The sequence below is a fragment of the Pseudomonas sp. Pseusp88 genome (genome assembly GCF_047303955.1).
GTDB lineage: Bacteria > Pseudomonadota > Gammaproteobacteria > Pseudomonadales > Pseudomonadaceae > Aquipseudomonas.
The window spans coordinates 213,681-229,081 of record NZ_JBGLYM010000006.1 but is presented as its reverse complement, the minus strand read 5'-3'; the positions used below and the strand labels follow the sequence as shown (position 1 = coordinate 229,081).

General features: G+C 61.5%; 17 protein-coding genes. 5 read left to right on the top strand and 12 right to left on the bottom strand.

Features of this window, described 5'->3' with window-relative positions; all coding sequences use genetic code 11:
* Positions 1-17 precede the first annotated feature (17 nt).
* The 6 genes from rodA to ACCD02_RS10785 are packed head-to-tail and all read right to left on the bottom strand — an operon-like array spanning position 18 to position 5,947.
* Positions 18-1,121, bottom strand: a complete 1,104-nt coding sequence (gene rodA, locus ACCD02_RS10810) for a rod shape-determining protein RodA (protein ID WP_413301363.1) — start codon at positions 1,119-1,121, stop codon at positions 18-20.
* A gap of 31 nt (positions 1,122-1,152) precedes the next feature.
* Complete coding sequence (mrdA, locus tag ACCD02_RS10805) at positions 1,153-3,048, bottom strand: penicillin-binding protein 2 (protein WP_413301183.1); 1,896 nt, start codon at positions 3,046-3,048, stop codon at positions 1,153-1,155.
* An 18-nt stretch (positions 3,049-3,066) separates the two neighbouring features.
* A complete protein-coding gene (rlmH, locus tag ACCD02_RS10800) occupies positions 3,067-3,534 on the bottom strand; it encodes a 23S rRNA (pseudouridine(1915)-N(3))-methyltransferase RlmH (RefSeq protein ID WP_259104695.1) in 468 nt (155 codons plus the stop codon).
* Between the two features lie 11 nt (positions 3,535-3,545).
* On the bottom strand, positions 3,546-3,938 hold the full coding sequence (rsfS, locus tag ACCD02_RS10795) for a ribosome silencing factor (protein WP_081569285.1): 393 nt from the start codon (positions 3,936-3,938) through the stop codon (positions 3,546-3,548).
* A 58-nt stretch (positions 3,939-3,996) separates the two neighbouring features.
* On the bottom strand, positions 3,997-4,707 hold the full coding sequence (gene nadD / locus ACCD02_RS10790) for a nicotinate-nucleotide adenylyltransferase (RefSeq protein WP_413301180.1): 711 nt from the start codon (positions 4,705-4,707) through the stop codon (positions 3,997-3,999).
* Positions 4,673-5,947, bottom strand: coding sequence for a glutamate-5-semialdehyde dehydrogenase (locus ACCD02_RS10785; RefSeq protein ID WP_413301178.1), 1,275 nt, complete (start codon positions 5,945-5,947; stop codon positions 4,673-4,675). The genes nadD and ACCD02_RS10785 overlap by 35 nt, the downstream gene beginning before the upstream one ends.
* A 180-nt stretch (positions 5,948-6,127) precedes the next feature.
* On the opposite strand from ACCD02_RS10785, the gene ACCD02_RS10780 reads away from it, so the two are divergent.
* Positions 6,128-6,799 (top strand): DNA-3-methyladenine glycosylase, encoded by a 672-nt coding sequence (locus ACCD02_RS10780; protein WP_413301176.1) that lies wholly within the window; start codon positions 6,128-6,130, stop codon positions 6,797-6,799.
* 3 nt (positions 6,800-6,802) lie between these two features.
* Positions 6,803-8,131: a bifunctional DedA family/phosphatase PAP2 family protein gene (locus ACCD02_RS10775; RefSeq protein WP_413301174.1), complete on the top strand. Its 1,329-nt coding sequence runs from the start codon at positions 6,803-6,805 to the stop codon at positions 8,129-8,131.
* Here ACCD02_RS10775 and ACCD02_RS10770 read toward each other — a convergent pair.
* Genes ACCD02_RS10770 through ACCD02_RS10760 form a run of 3 tightly spaced genes read right to left on the bottom strand, consistent with a single transcriptional unit; the run spans position 8,122 to position 9,797 of the window.
* Entirely contained in the window at positions 8,122-8,721 is a 600-nt protein-coding gene (locus ACCD02_RS10770; protein WP_413301172.1) for an LON peptidase substrate-binding domain-containing protein, read from the bottom strand. The genes ACCD02_RS10775 and ACCD02_RS10770 overlap by 10 nt on opposite strands.
* Positions 8,722-8,731: 10 nt before the next feature.
* Entirely contained in the window at positions 8,732-9,448 is a 717-nt protein-coding gene (locus ACCD02_RS10765) for an LrgB family protein (RefSeq protein WP_413301170.1), read from the bottom strand.
* Positions 9,438-9,797 carry a CidA/LrgA family protein gene (locus tag ACCD02_RS10760; RefSeq protein ID WP_413301168.1) on the bottom strand — a complete coding sequence of 120 codons (360 nt, stop codon included), beginning with the start codon at positions 9,795-9,797 and terminating at the stop codon, positions 9,438-9,440. Before ACCD02_RS10760 ends, ACCD02_RS10765 begins: the two co-directional genes overlap by 11 nt.
* Positions 9,798-9,976: 179 nt before the next feature.
* Here ACCD02_RS10760 and ACCD02_RS10755 point away from each other — a divergent pair, with 179 nt between their 5' ends.
* The 3 genes from ACCD02_RS10755 (at position 9,977) to ACCD02_RS10745 (ending at position 12,969) form a co-directional block, all read left to right on the top strand.
* Positions 9,977-10,432, top strand: coding sequence for a MaoC family dehydratase (locus ACCD02_RS10755; protein ID WP_413301166.1), 456 nt, complete (start codon positions 9,977-9,979; stop codon positions 10,430-10,432).
* A 128-nt stretch (positions 10,433-10,560) separates the two neighbouring features.
* Positions 10,561-12,288, top strand: coding sequence for a C13 family peptidase (locus ACCD02_RS10750; RefSeq protein ID WP_413301164.1), 1,728 nt, complete (start codon positions 10,561-10,563; stop codon positions 12,286-12,288).
* Positions 12,289-12,327: 39 nt separating this feature from the next.
* A complete protein-coding gene (locus ACCD02_RS10745; protein ID WP_413301162.1) occupies positions 12,328-12,969 on the top strand; it encodes an oxidoreductase in 642 nt (213 codons plus the stop codon).
* Between the two features lie 153 nt (positions 12,970-13,122).
* Here the strand turns inward: ACCD02_RS10745 and ACCD02_RS10740 are convergent, their stop codons facing one another.
* The 3 genes from ACCD02_RS10740 to mpl are packed head-to-tail and all read right to left on the bottom strand — an operon-like array spanning position 13,123 to position 15,384.
* Entirely contained in the window at positions 13,123-13,407 is a 285-nt protein-coding gene (locus tag ACCD02_RS10740; protein ID WP_413301160.1) for a YceK/YidQ family lipoprotein, read from the bottom strand.
* On the bottom strand, positions 13,400-14,029 hold the full coding sequence (ubiX, locus tag ACCD02_RS10735; protein WP_413301361.1) for a flavin prenyltransferase UbiX: 630 nt from the start codon (positions 14,027-14,029) through the stop codon (positions 13,400-13,402). Before ubiX ends, ACCD02_RS10740 begins: the two co-directional genes overlap by 8 nt.
* A 5-nt stretch (positions 14,030-14,034) precedes the next feature.
* Positions 14,035-15,384 carry a UDP-N-acetylmuramate:L-alanyl-gamma-D-glutamyl-meso-diaminopimelate ligase gene (gene mpl, locus ACCD02_RS10730; RefSeq protein ID WP_413301158.1) on the bottom strand — a complete coding sequence of 450 codons (1,350 nt, stop codon included), beginning with the start codon at positions 15,382-15,384 and terminating at the stop codon, positions 14,035-14,037.
* Positions 15,385-15,401: the final 17 nt, after the last annotated feature.

The following is a 15,401-nucleotide window of genomic DNA, read 5'->3' as shown; positions in this document are numbered from 1 at the left end:
TGAATTCTTCACCTTAATCAAACCTGTGCGATCCATTTTCGATGTGTATGGATCGACATCAAAACCCCAAACGCTGACAGCAGTGTCACCAGCGAAGTTCCTCCATAGCTAATGAAGGGCAAGGGCACGCCCACCACCGGTAGCAGGCCACTGACCATACCGATGTTGACGAAAACGTAAACAAAAAACGTCATGGTCAGGCTGCCGGCAAGCAATTTTCCGAACAGCGTCTGGGCCTGGGCGGTAATCATCAGACCGCGACCTATGAGCATTACGTAGATCACCAGCAGTGCGCAGATACCGACCAGACCGAACTCCTCGCCCAATACCGCAATGATGAAGTCGGTATGACTTTCCGGGAGAAAATCCAGGTGCGACTGGGTACCCAGCAGCCAGCCCTTGCCGAAAACCCCGCCCGAACCGATGGCCGCCTTGGACTGGATGATGTTCCAGCCGGTCCCCAGCGGGTCGCTTTCCGGGTCGAGGAAGGTCAGGATCCGCTGCTTCTGGTAGTCATGCATGATGAAGAACCACATTCCCACAGCCACCGGCACCGCAGCAGCGATTACGCTGATGATCCAGCGCCAGCGCAGGCCGGCCATGAACAGCACGAAGGTCCCGGACGCCAGAATCAGCAGCGATGTGCCCAGATCAGGCTGACGTACAATCAGGATGAACGGCACGCCGATCAGCCCCAGGCTCAGCACTACATGCTTGAGATGGGGGGGCAAGGTGCGCTTGGACAGGTACCAGGCGATGGTCGCCGGCATGATGATCTTGAGGAATTCCGAAGGCTGGAAGCGAATCACCCCGGGAATATTGATCCAGCGCGTCGCCCCCATGGCGTTGTGGCCCATGACGTCCACCACCACCAGCAACAGTACACCGATCACATACAGGACCGGCACCCAGCGCGCCATGAAACGCGGCTCGAGCTGAGCGATGGTGACCATCGCTATCAGACCGATACCGAAGGAACTGGCCTGCTTGATCAGCAAGTCCCAGTTCTTGCCGCTGGCAGAATACAGAACGAACAGGCTACCCGCCGCCAGGGTAAGCAGCAGGATCAACAGCGGGCCATCGAGATGGATGCGCTGCAGGAAGGTCGCGCGACGACGCATCACGTCATCGCTGGACAGGATGCGATCGAAATTACTCTTCACGGGCCGCAGCCTCCGGATTGGCAGAGCTGGCGTACTCAGGCTTGAGCAAGCCGTCCGGGCCCAGCAACCAGGCATCCATTACCTGGCGGACCACGGGTGCAGCAACGCCGGAACCGGCCTCGCCGTTCTCCAGCATCACTGCAACGACGATTTTCGGTGCATCGGCCGGGGCGAAGCCGACGAACAGGGCGTGGTCGCGATGGCGTTCCTGAACCTTGGAGCGGTCGTACTTCTCACCCTGTTTGATAGCCACGACCTGGGCCGTGCCACTCTTGCCGGCAATCCGGTATTGCGCTCCGATGGACGCCTTGCGCGCAGTACCGCGGGCGCCGTGCATTACCTGTTGCATGCCGTGATTGACCTTGTCCCATGACGTTGGATCATGCAGGACCACGTTAGGCATAGGATTCGGATCAACCGGGGGCACCCCGTCGATGGTCTTGGCCAGGTGCGGCCGGTTCCAGATGCCCTTGTTGGCCACCAGGGTCGTGGCCTGGGCCAGTTGCAGCGGTGTGACCTGCATATAGCCCTGGCCGATCCCGAGGATCAGGGTTTCGCCGGGGAACCAGGCCTGGCGCCGGGTAATGCGCTTCCAGTCCCGGGACGGCATCAGGCCGGGAGACTCTTCGAACATGTCCAGCGAGACCTTCTGACCGATACCGAACTTGTTCATGTAGCTGGCAAGGCGGTCAATGCCCAGCTTGTGGGCCAGATCGTAGAAATAGGTGTCGTTGGAACGCATGATCGCGGTGTCCAGATCCACATAGCCGTCGCCGGTGCGGTTCCAGTTGCGATATTTGTGATCGTAGTTGGGCAGCATGTAGTAACCGGGGTCGAACACCCGGGTCTGGGCCGTGACCACTCCGCTGTCGAGGCCGGCTATCGCCACCACCGGCTTGATTGTCGAGCCGGGCGGATACAGGCCGCGCAGCACGCGGTTGAACAGCGGCCGGTCAATGGAATCACGCAGCTCGGCGTAGGCCTTGAAACTGATCCCGGTGACAAACAGGTTGGGATCGAAGCTGGGTGCACTGACCATGGCCAATACCTCGCCAGTAGCCGGATCCATGGCCACTACGGCGCCGCGCCGCCCGTCCAGGGCCTTCTCGGCGGCTTCCTGCAACTTGATGTCCAGGCTCAGCACAATGTCCTTGCCGGGCACCGGATCGGTGCGCTTGAGCACCCGCAGCACGCGGCCACGGGCGTTGGTCTCGACTTCCTCGTAACCGACCTGGCCGTGCAGCTCGTCTTCGTAGAAGCGCTCTACGCCGGTCTTGCCGATATGATGGGTACCGCTGTAGTTGACCGGATCGAGACTTTTCAGCTCTTTCTCGGCAATGCGCCCCATATAGCCGACGGAATGGGCGAAATGCGCCCCCTGCGGGTAATGCCGGACCAGTTGCGCCACTACCTCGACGCCGGGAAGGCGGAACTGATTGACGGCGATGCGGGCGATCTGCTCCTCCGTCAGCTCGAACAGGATCGGCACGGGCTCGAAGGGCCGACGCCCCTGCTTCATGCGCTTCTCGAAAATGATCCGGTCGTCCGGCGTCAGGTCCAGTACCTGAACGATAGTGTCCAACACCTGAGCCCAGTCGCCGGAGCGCTCGCGGGTCATGCTCAGACTGAAACTGGGCCGATTGTCCGCGATCACCACGCCGTTGCGGTCGTAGATCAGGCCACGGCTGGGCGGAATCGGCTGCACATGCACCCGATTGTTCTCCGACAGCGTGGAGTGGTAGTCGTACTGGATGACCTGGAGGAAATACAGCCGCGCAATCAGCACGCAGACCAGCACCACCACGGCCACAGCACCGACCACGACCCGGCCGCGCACCAGACGGGCGTCTTTCTCATGGTCTTTCAGGCGGATCGGCTGGGACATTTAGGCGAGGTACGCAGGCTATTTGTGGTAAGGGTGCCCGGACAGAACGGTCCAGGCGCGGTAGATCTGTTCGCCAATCAGAATACGTACCAGCGGATGCGGCAAGGTCAGCGGCGACAACGACCAGCGCTGTTCACTACGGGCACAGACTTCCGGCGCCAGCCCCTCGGGGCCGCCGACCATCAGGTTGACCGTACGCGAATCCAGGCGCCAGCGATCGAGTTCCGCCGCCAGTTGCTCGGTGCTCCAGGGCTTGCCGTTGACTTCCAGCGTGACGATCCGCTCCCCCGGCTGCACCTTGGCCAGCATGGCTTCACCTTCCTGACGGATCAGGCGGGCCACGTCGGCGTTCTTGCCACGGGTATTGAGCGGAATTTCCACCAGGTCCAGTGCCAGCTCGGATGGCAGACGCTTGGCATATTCATGCCAGCCTTCTTCCACCCACTTGGGCATGCGGGAGCCGACGGCGATCAGACGCAGTCGCACGGTCGTATGCCTTATTCGTTACCAGGTGTGTGATGCGCGCCGCTGGCTGCACGGCTTTGCTCGGCACCTTGCCACAGGCGTTCCAGGTCGTAGAACTGACGTGCTGCGGCGGTCATCATGTGCACGATCACGTCGCCCAGATCCAGCAGTACCCAGTCGCTTTCGCCCTTGCCTTCTTCGCCCAGAGGCTGTGCGCCCTTGGCCTTGACGTTTTCGCGGACCTTGTCGAGCATCGCATTGATCTGGCGGTTCGAAGTACCGGTGGCGATGACCATGTAGTCGGTCAGGCTGTGCTTGTCCTTGACGTCGATGACCAGGATGTCCTGGGCCTTGACGTCTTCCAGAGCTGCTTTGGTCAGTTCAACCAGCTCTTCGCCGGAAACGGAGATTTTTTGCTTTGTCATATAAAACTCATTCAACTCATTTATGTGGAAAGCCTGAACGCTAGTCGAAAAAGCGTACTCAGGTCGTCCCATCAGTGTTCGGCGCACGGTACAGCCCGTGTGCATCGATGTAGGCCAGTACCGCGTCTGGCACCAGAAAACGTACCGACTTACCGCTGGCCAGCAGTTGGCGGATCTGGGTGGCAGACACCGAAAGCGGCGTCTGCCAGACGAATGTAATGTGTCCGCCCGGCCCTTTAAGGGCCTTCGGATCGCTGACGGCGCGCGCCGCCAGCAGGTTGCGCATGGCGTCGGGCGACTCGCTGTCGGCGTCCGGGCGCTGCAGCACCACGATATGGCAGTGCTCCAGCAGGGCTTCCCAACGATGCCAGGTCGGCAGCCCGCAAAAGGCATCCCAACCCAGCAACAGGAATAACTGGTCCTCTGCGGCCAACTCGGCCCGCATCGATTCCAGGGTGTCGATGGTGTACGACGGCTTGTCGCGACGCAGCTCGCGATCATCCACCGTCAGCGGTGCAACCCCGGCGACTGCGCACTGGACCATCGCCAGACGGTCCTGCGCCGAAACGCTGGGGGTATCGCGATGGGGTGGCCGGGCGCTGGGCGTCAGGCGCAACTCATCGAGTTCAAGCAGGGCAGCCACTTCCAGCGCGCCCCGCAGGTGTCCGATATGCACCGGATCAAAGGTGCCACCGAGCATGCCAATGCGTCGGGGCTTTCCGGGCTCGCTCAAGTCAGGCTGGCTCCTGTCCGCGCAACTGCTGGCCATCGCCAATGACGATGTACTTCTCGCAGGTCAGGCCTTCCAGCCCTACCGGGCCGCGGGCGTGCAGCTTATCAGTAGAAATGCCGATCTCGGCACCCAGACCGTATTCGAAGCCATCGGCGAAGCTGGTCGGAGCGTTGATCATCACCGAACTGGAGTCGACTTCAGCCATGAAACGGCGAGTCTGGCCCTGATGGTCGGAAACAATGGCATCACTGTGGTGCGACCCATAGTGATTGATATGTTCGATAGCCTGGTCCAGACCGGTCACGATACGGATCGACAGGATCGCGTCCAGATACTCGGTGTGCCAGTCTTCCTCTGTGGCCGCAATGACATCGATTATGTCCCGGGTACGCTCGCAACCGCGCAGTTCGACGCCTTTTTCGCGGAACTGGGCCGCCATCTGCGGCAGGAAATCCGGCGCAATGGTCTGGTCCACCAGCAGGGTTTCCATCGCCCCGCAGATACCGTAGCGGTAGGTCTTGGCGTTGAAACAGATACGCTGGGCGCTGCTCAGGTCGGCATGGGCGCTGACGTAGACATGGCAGATGCCATCCAGATGCTTGATTACCGGCACCCGGGCGTCGCGACTGACCCGTTCGATCAGGCCCTTGCCGCCTCGCGGGACAATCACGTCGACGTATTCAGGCATGGTGATCAGCGCGCCGACCGCCGCGCGATCGGTGGTTTCGACCACCTGTACCACCGCAGGCGGCAGACCGGCTTCAGCCAGGCCGCGCTCGATGCACGCAGCAATGGCACGATTGGAATGGATGGCCTCGGATCCGCCACGCAGGATGGTGGCGTTACCCGATTTCAGGCACAGACTGGCGGCATCGATGGTTACGTTAGGACGCGACTCATAGATGATGCCAACCACACCCAGCGGTACGCGCATCTTGCCGACCTGAATACCGGACGGCTGGAAATTCATGTCACGGATCGAGCCGATGGGGTCTGGCAGATTCGCCACCTGACGCAGCCCTTCGATCATCTTGTCGATGCGTACGGGGGTCAGGCTCAGGCGTTCCAGCATCGCCGCTTCCAGACCATTGGCGCGACCGGCGGCCAGGTCCTGCTCGTTGGCGGCAGACAACTGCTCGCGGGCTGCATCCAGGGCGGCAGCGGTGGCGAGCAGGGCGCGGTTCTTCTGCGCGGTGCTGGCACGGCCGATGACACGGGAAGCCTCGCGGGCAGCACGGCCCAGGCGGGTCATGTAGTCAAGAACGGACTCAGTCATGGTCTCAGAGGTCTTGGCAAAGAGGAAAGCGGCTGATTATAGCTGTCAAGCGTGACTAACGACAGCGCAGACAGGCGGATGGTCGAAACAACTTGTAAAAGCATGTCGCAGCGCGATTCAGCTGCAATTAAGTCAGCCCTTGGTAAGATCGCGATCCCGTCCTCCCAGACAAAGACCGTCATGCCCACCGCCCTTCCCGATGCGTTCTTCAATCGCGATGCCCAGATCCTGGCCCGGGACCTGCTGGGCAAGGTCATCCGTCACAAGGTCGGCGAGCTGTGGCTGTCGGCCCGCATCATCGAAACCGAAGCCTATTACTGCGCCGAACGTGGCAGCCACGCCTCGCTGGGCTATACCGAGAAACGCAAAGCATTGTTTCTCGACGGTGGCCACATCTATATGTACTACGCCCGCGGAGGCGACTCGTTGAATTTCAGCGCCGAAGGGCCGGGCAATGCCGTGCTGATCAAATCCGCCTACCCCCGGGTCGACGCCCTGTCGGATGCCAATAGCCTGGCGCAGATGCGATTGAACAACCCCGATGCCAGTGGCGCGCTGCGTACGCCACAACGGCTGTGCGCCGGTCAGACCCTGCTGTGCAAGGCCCTGGGCCTGAAGGTGCCGGACTGGGACGCCCGGCGCTTCGACCTCGAACGGCTGTATGTCGAGGATGTCGGGCTCAAGCCCACAGGCATTATTCAGACCACACGCCTGGGCATCCCGGCAGGCCGTGACGAGCACCTGATGTATCGCTTCGTCGATGCCAGCCACGCAGCCTTCTGCACGCGGAACCCGCTGCGGCGCGGTCAGGTCGAAGGTCGCGACTACTTTTTAATCGATCAAGGAAACTGATCCATGGGGCCATGGCTCGACAGCATCACCACCTGGCTGGCGGCCAACCCTGCATGGCTGACCGTGGCGATTTTCCTGGTCTGCTTCACCGAATGCCTGGCCATTGCCGGGATCATCGTACCTGGCACTATCCTGCTGTTCGCCTTCGCGGCGCTGGCGGGCAATGGCGTGCTGCCCTTGCAGGAAGTCCTGTTGCTGGGCTTCCTCGGCGGCCTGACCGGCGACGTCGTGTCTTACTTTGTCGGCCGCTACTTCCACCAGAACATCCGCCGCCTGCCGGGCCTGCGCCATCATCCGGAATGGATCGGTGGCGCCGAGAGTTATTTCCAGCGTTACGGCATTGCCAGCCTGCTGGTCGGGCGTTTTATCGGGCCGTTGCGCCCCATGCTGCCCATGGTCGCTGGCATGTTCGACATGCCTTTCCCACGCTTTATCGGCGTCAGCATGATTGCAGCAGCAGGCTGGGCCATGGTCTACCTGATTCCCGGCTGGGCCGCCGGGGCTGCCGTACGCTTGCCGCTGCCGGAGGGTTTCTGGACCCAGGCGGCGGTTGTCGGTGCCGGCCTGGCGGTTTTGCTGGGCCTGAGCATTCAGGCAAGCCTGCGTAACAAGCGCTACTCCACGCCGCTGATTGCCCTGATCAGCCTGATTTTGCTGCTGGCGGTATTCCTCGGCTGGCCTTACCTGCCCCAATTCGACCAGGGCCTGATGACCCTGGTGCAGGAGCACCGCAGCGATGTTGCACAGATGTTCGTGGTGATTGTGACCCGTCTGGGCGACTTTCGTACCCAGTTCGTCGCCGGTGCCCTGCTGGTGGCAGCCCTGGCCATGGCCCGGCAATGGCGCCACCTGCTGTTCGCCGCCGGCGCCACTATCGGTGCAGCAGCGTGCAACGGGGCAATGAAAATGCATTTTGCCCGGGCCCGGCCGGAGGTGCTGCTTGAGCCGCTGACGACCTACAGCATGCCCAGCGGCCACTCTTCGGCGGCGTTCGCGCTGTTCATGAGTCTGGCGGTACTGGCCGGACGCGGCCAGCCGACCCGTCTGCGCCTGACCTGGCTGCTGCTGGGCTGCATTCCGGCGGCGTCAATTGCCATGTCTCGGGTCTATCTCGGTGTGCATTGGCCGACTGACGTACTGGCGGGGATGCTGCTGGCGTTCTTCACTTGTGCCACCAGCCTGGCCATCATCCAGCGCAAGGCTTCACTGCCGGCAATGCCCATTCGCGTCTGGTGGCTGATTCTGCCGCTGTTGCTGGCGCTGTTCGCTATCTGCGGCGCACTGGAACTGCCTCATGCGCTGGCGCGCTATCAGTACGAGGCTCAGGGCTGAAGATCGCCCTGCATCTCGTCGAGCAGTTCCTGGATAGCGTCAAGGCGCTCTTCGGGGTCGTCGATGCCCAGCAGGTCGACCTTGTCGTCCTCACTGAACGGCAGCAGGTAGGCCAGCTGATTGCTCAGCGACTGCTGGCCGCTGGCGTTGAGCCCCATATTCAGAGCCGCGACCATGGGATGCTCGGCCAGTGCAGTGAGCAACGCCAGCAGGTCGGCATCCTCTTCCTGTAGCGGCTGCTCTTCGGGCTCTTCAAGCCATTGCACCTGAGCGATCAGTGACTTGTCACGCTGCACCTGGGCACTGTGCACGCGAAAGCGCCGCCCGCCCATGACCCGGATACCCAGCAGGCCGTTGTCCTGCTGCTGGAAATCGGTGACCAGCGCCTCACAGCCAATCTGCGAGAAGCCTGCAGGCAATTCGCCCACTTCGCTGCCTTCGGTGATGCAGACCACGCCGAACCCTTCGCCCTGCTTCATGCAGCGGCCGATCATGTCCAGATAGCGCGCCTCGAACAATTGCAGATCGAGCACACACCCCGGAAACAACACAGCATTGAGTGGAAACAGCGGCAAAAGCGGCAACGTCATATACAAACCCTTAAACAAGCAAAGACACGGTCAATGGCAGAAACAACGCCGTGGCGACCCCCATCAGGCTCATCGCCAGGGCGGCGAAGGCGCCACACTCCTCACCTTCCTGCAAGGCCACGGAAGTACCCACCGCATGAGCGGTCAGACCCAGCGCCATACCCCGTGCGGCATGGCTATGCACACCGGCCCAGGACAACAAGGCCGGGCCGAATATCGCGCCGATCACGCCGGTAATCAAGACGAACACCGCCGCCAGCGCTGCGACACCGCCCATCTGTTCGGCCACCAGCATGGCGATGGGTGACGTCACCGACTTGGGCGCCATGGTCATCAGGATCATGTGATTGGCCCCCAGAAGCCAGCCGATCAGCAGGCATAGCCCCGTGGCAAACACCCCACCCACCACCAGCGTAGTCAAAATGGGCCAGAATAACTGCCGAATGCGCCGCAGATTCAGATAGAGCGGCACGGCCAGCGCAACAGTCGCCGGCCCCAGTAGAATGCCGAGGATTTCCGTGCTCTTGCGGTACTCGGCGTATTCCAGCCCGCAACTGACCAGCATGATGATCACCACCGACATCGAGGCCAGCACCGGCTGAAAGAACACCCAACGGGTTTTCTCGTAGCAGGCCATCGCCAATTGATAGGCGCCCAGGGTCAGGGCGATGCCGAACAATGGATGATGGATCACCGACGCCCAGGCGCCCTGCCAGTCAAGATTCATGATGTTCAGCCCGGCGATCGATGAGTTTTTGCATGAGCCAGCCGACGAAGGTCAGGGAAATCACCAGAGACAGCACCAACGAGCCGACGATGGCCCAGAAGTTTTCCGCGATGGCGGTGGCATAAATCATGATGCCCACGGCAGGTGGCACCAGCAGCAGCGGCAGATAACGCAGCAGGCTGCTTGCCGCGACACTGACGGGCTCACTGACTTCTCCGCGCACCATCAGGTAGCCCAGCAGCAAGACCAGGCCAATGATCGGCCCCGGCAGAATCGACAAAAACAGGTGGTTCAGTGCAGTGCCCAGCAATTGGAACAGCACCAGCCAGGTAAGACCCCGTAGCAACATAAAAAGAACTCCGGCAAATTCGCGGCCCATTATAAGCACGCCCGCGCGCTGCCTATTGTTAGCCATTCGCATAGCCAAGCGACCTTGACCAACTGCCGTCCGCGTGCTGATCTTGGGTATCGCCCGCAACCGTCAAGCGGGCGTTCCAATAAAAACAAACGCACCCCATGGAGAGATCAATGCCCTACGTACCTGCAGCAGCGCTCAAGGACTATATCGGCAAGGAACTGGGATGTTCCGAATGGCTGACCATCGATCAGGAACGCATCAACCTGTTTGCCGAAGCCACCGGCGATCACCAGTTCATTCACGTTGACCCGGTCAAGGCCGCACAGACACCGTTTGGCGGCACCATCGCCCACGGTTTTCTGTCACTGTCGCTGATTCCGCAACTGATGGAGAACCTGCTGGTTCTGCCCGAAGGCCTGAAAATGGTGGTCAATTACGGCCTGGACAGCGTGCGCTTCATCCAGCCGGTGAAAGTTGACTCGCGCGTTCGTCTAAAAGTCGAGCTGACCGAAGTTACCGAGAAAAAGCCCGGCCAATGGCTGCTCAAAGCCACTGCAACACTGGAAATCGAAGGCCAGGACAAACCTGCGTTCATCGCTGAACCCCTCTCGTTGTGCTTCGTGTAACACCCTTAAAACACGAAACAGTCGGTTCTGACTGTTTCGTCCCTCTTCCTCGCTGCGGCATACTCCCCTCCGGCTGTGATTGAGCAACTGGCTCGATCGCGCCTGAATTACATTTTTCGGGATCCGACATGCGCGCGCTTGTTCCACTCGCTCTGACCCTTCTGATTGCTGCCTGTGGTGATGGCGAACCGCTATCCCCGCCTGACGCACGCCTGCCTGACGGTGGCCGCTATCGCGGCGACGTGGTCAATGGCCTGCTGCAAGGCAAGGGTCGGGTCGACTACCCCAATGGCAGTTGGTACGCCGGCCAGTTCCAGAATGGCCAGTGGCATGGTCAGGGCGAGTGGCATGCGAGCAACGGCGACATCTATAAGGGCAGCTTCCTCAACGGTCTGTTCGACGGCCAGGGCACCCTGACCACCGGCACCGGCAGTTACGTCGGCGGTTTCAAACAGGGCCGCCGCGATGGCGAAGGCACCCTCAAAGAACGCGGCCTGACCTACCGGGGCGCGTTCAAGGCCGACCAGTACGACGGCCTTGGTCGCCTGGAACTGGAGGACGGCAGTCAGTATCAGGGCCTGTTTGCCCATGGCAAGCCCAACGGCGAAGGCCAGCGCAGCGATGGCAGCGGTAATCAGTTCAGCGGCAAATTCGTCAACGGCCAGCTGGAAGGCAACGGCAACTTCAACAGCGCCGATGGCGACCAATACGCTGGCGGTTTCCACAACAACCAGCTCAATGGCAAAGGCCGCTACGAAAACAGCGACGGAGACGTCTGGGTCGGCCAGTTCAAGGATGGCGCGCTCAACGGCAAGGGCGAGTTGATCGGCGCAGATGGCAGCCACTACGTCGGCCAGTTCAATAACTGGCGCTATTCCGGCGAAGGCCGCCTGCAACTCGCCGATGGCAGCCTTTATATTGGCGAGTTCGATGACGATGCGTACGACGGCCAGGGTGTGCTGATCGGCGCTGACGGCAGCGTCCAGGGCGGCACTTGGGCCAACGGCCAGCGCGTGCGTGACGGCCTCGGCAAGCTGCTGCCTGACCCGTTGGAAGAAGGTATCCTGGCCCAAGGCCCGTTATTGGAAAAAGCCTTGGCCGCCGTGCCGGTGTCCACCCCGGCGGTGGAACTGTACAGTCTGGTGGTGGGGGGTGACGGCAAGCAGAGCGTGTTCATGCGCGAAGCGGACTACGTCAATAACCTGCTGGCCTCTCGCTTCGGCGCCACCGGCCAGATCACCCTGGTCAACCATCGCGATCATATGAGTGACCGGCCCATGGCCACCCGCGAGAACATCAGCCGCGCCATCCAGACCCTGGCCATGCGCACCGGCCCGGAAGACCTGGTGTTCATCTACCTGACCAGCCACGGTACCCACGACCATCAACTGGTTCTCGACCAGCCGCGTCTGGAATTGGCCGACCTGCCCGCCAACGACCTGGCCGCCGTCATGGCCCCGCTGAAGAACCGCGACAAGGTCATAGTGATCTCGGCCTGCTACTCCGGTGGTTTCATTCCAGCCCTCAAAGACGAACGCACTGCGGTGATCACTGCGTCCCGGGCTGACCGCGTTTCCTTCGGCTGCTCCGAAGAAGCCGACTTCACCTACTTTGGCGACGCACTATTCGCCAAGGCGCTGGTCGAAACAGATGACCTGCAACAAGCGTTCAATGAAGCCAGGGCCGAGGTGGCCAAGCGCGAGATCGCCGACAACTTTGAAGCGTCCGAACCGCAGATCTGGGCGCCAAAAGGCGTAATCGCGCACTGGCAGTTGCTGCGCAAGACCCAGGCTGAACGGGCCCTGAACACAACAACGATGGTGCGCAAGGAAGCGAAAAACACCGCGAGTCACTAAGGCGCCGAAAGTCTAAGATGTAACGCAAGGAGAATGCCTATGTACTTGACGCCACAATATATCCTGCTCGCAGGAGCCACTGGTCTGACCGGTGAACATCTGCTCGACCGCCTGCTCAGCGAACCCACGGTCAGCCGCGTGCTGGCCCCGACCCGTCGCCCCCTGGCCGAGCACTCTCACCTGGAAAACCCCGTTGGCGAACTGGCCGACCTGCTGCCCGGGTTGCACGGCCAGGTCGATATCGCCTTCTGCTGCCTGGGCAGTACCATCAAGCAGGCCGGTTCACAGGAAGCCTTTCGCGCCATCGATCTGGATATGGTCGTGGCCTTCGGCAAACGCGCCCGCGAACTGGGTGCACGGCATCTGTTGGTGATCAGCGCGGTGAACGCCGATCCTGAATCCAGCGTGTTCTACAGCCAGGTCAAAGGTGAAATGGAAAAGGCGCTCAAGGATCAGGACTGGCCGCAACTGACCATCGCCCGCCCCTCACTACTGATCGGCAACCGTAGCGAAACTCGCTGGGCCGAACAGCTGGCTGCGCCCATCGCCAAACTGATTCCCGGCAAGTACGGCGCCATCGAAGCCTGCCATCTTGCCCGGGCGCTGTGGCGCCTGGCGCTGGAAGAACAGGAAGGCGTGCGGATTGTCGAGTCGGATGAGTTGCGCAGGTTGGGGAAATAAATTCGCTTCGTGCAGGAAAATGCAGGAGCGAATTCATTCGCGAAAGCGGTATTCCAGACGATAGAAGTGCATCGGACATACCGGCCTCTTCGCCAATAAATTCGCTCCCACAGAGTTTGCCTTACATCACATCCGGCACAACAATACAGTGAGTTACAACCCCCCACTCGCCTGAAACCCCACCCCCAACACCGTCAGCAACGACAATGGCAGCAGCAAGGTATCGAGCAGGGCGCTCGCCGGCAGGTCCAGAGCCGGGTAGCGTGGGGCTTCGGCGCCAAAACGGTCCTTGGCACAGCAACCGCCCTGCAAGGCATACAGATCCAGGCGCGTGCCCGAGTAAACCACTGGCGCTCCCGGTTTGGCCGCATCCAGGGTGCTGACGCTGGCGCAACCCGCCGTCGTCAGCATCAGCGCGGCCAGCAACAGCCTATTCATCGGTGCCGAAATGGCGCTCGCCCCAGCGCGGCAGCATGTCCTGAGGGATATTCAGCAGGTTGAGCACCCGGGCGACAACGAAGTCGATCAGGTCATCGATGGTCTGCGGCTGGTGATAAAAGCCGGGGGATGCCGGCAGGATCACTGCGCCCATATTCGACAGCTTGAGCATGTTTTCCAGATGAATACTGGAATACGGCGCCTCGCGAGGCACCAGAATCAGCTGGCGGCGCTCCTTGAGGGTGACATCCGCCGCTCGCTCGATCAGGTTATTGCAGGCACCCGTGGCAATCGCCGACAGCGTACCGGTAGAACAAGGCACCACCACCATGGCCGCTGGCGAACCGGAGCCGGAGGCCACCGGCGACATCCAGTCATCGCGGCCATACACACGAATCTGCCCCGGTGCCGCGCCCGTATACTCGGTGAGGAAGGCCTGCATCATGCTCGACTTGGGCGGCAGGCGGACGTCAGTCTCGGTGGCCATGACCAACTGCGCCGCCTTGGAAATGAGGAAGTGCACTTCGCGATCTTCCCGCACCAGGCAGTCGAGCAGGCGCAGGCCGTACTGTGCCCCCGATGCGCCGGTCATGGCCAGGGTGATGCGCTCGGGACCGTTCATGCCAATCATTGCAGCGCCTCGGCCAGCTTGCCGTGCAGGCCGCCGAAGCCGCCGTTGCTCATGATAACCACGTGAGTCCCCGGCTGCGCCTGGCTTTTAACCCGGGCAATGATCGCCTCCAGAGAGTCGCAGACCACCGCAGGCACCGAGCAAAGCGCCGCCGTGGCGCCCAGATCCCAGCCCAGATTGGCCGGGGCATACCAGACCACCTGATCAGCCTGCTGCACACTTTGCGGCAAGCCATCGCGATGGGCGCCGAGCTTCATGGAATTGGAGCGCGGCTCGATGATCGCAATCAGCGGTGCATCGCCGATCTTCTTGCGCAGGCCATCCAGAGTCGTGGCAATGGCCGTCGGGTGATGGGCGAAGTCGTCGTAAATGGTGATGCCGTGTACTTCGGCGACCTTCTCCATACGCCGTTTGACGCTCTTGAAAGCGCTCAGGGCTTCGATACCCAATGCCGCCACGACACCGACATGCCGCGCCGCTGCCAGGGTCGCCAGGGCGTTGGCGACGTTATGCTGACCGGTCATGTCCCACTCGACCGTGCCTTGCACCTGACCATCGAACAGCACTTCAAAGCGCGAGCCGTCTTCGCTGAGCAGGCGCGCCTGCCACTGGCCGCCTTGACCGGTGGTTTGTACCGGGGTCCAGCAACCCATCTGAATGACTCGCGCCAGCGCGGGCTCAGTGGTCGGATGAATTACCAGGCCTTCGCTCGGAATGGTCCGTACCAAATGGTGGAATTGCCGCTCGATCGCTGGCAGATCCGGGAAGATGTCCGCATGATCGAACTCAAGATTATTAAGGATCGCTGTGCGCGGACGGTAGTGGACGAACTTGGAGCGCTTGTCGAAGAAGGCGCTGTCGTACTCATCAGCCTCGACCACGAAGAACGGCGTACCGCCGAGACGGGCCGACACCGCGAAGTTCTGCGGCACGCCGCCGATCAGGAAGCCGGGGCTCATACCCGCATGCTCCAGCACCCAGGCCAGCATGCTGCTGGTGGTGGTCTTGCCGTGAGTACCGGCGACGGCCAGCACCCAGCGCCCTTGCAGGACATGATCGGCCAGCCACTGTGGGCCGGAAACGTAGGGCAGGCCCTTGTTCAGCACGTATTCCACCGCCGGGTTGCCACGGGACAGGGCATTGCCGATGACCACCAGGTCCGGCGCCGGATCGAGCTGGGCGGCATCGTAGCCCTGGGTCAGCTCAATGCCCTGCGCCTGCAACTGTGTGCTCATGGGCGGATAGACGTTGGCGTCGGAGCCGGTGACTTTATGGCCCAACTCTTTGGCGAGCACCGCCAGCGAACCCATGAACGTGCCGCAAATACCGAGGATATGAATATGCATGACCAACCCCTGAAAAC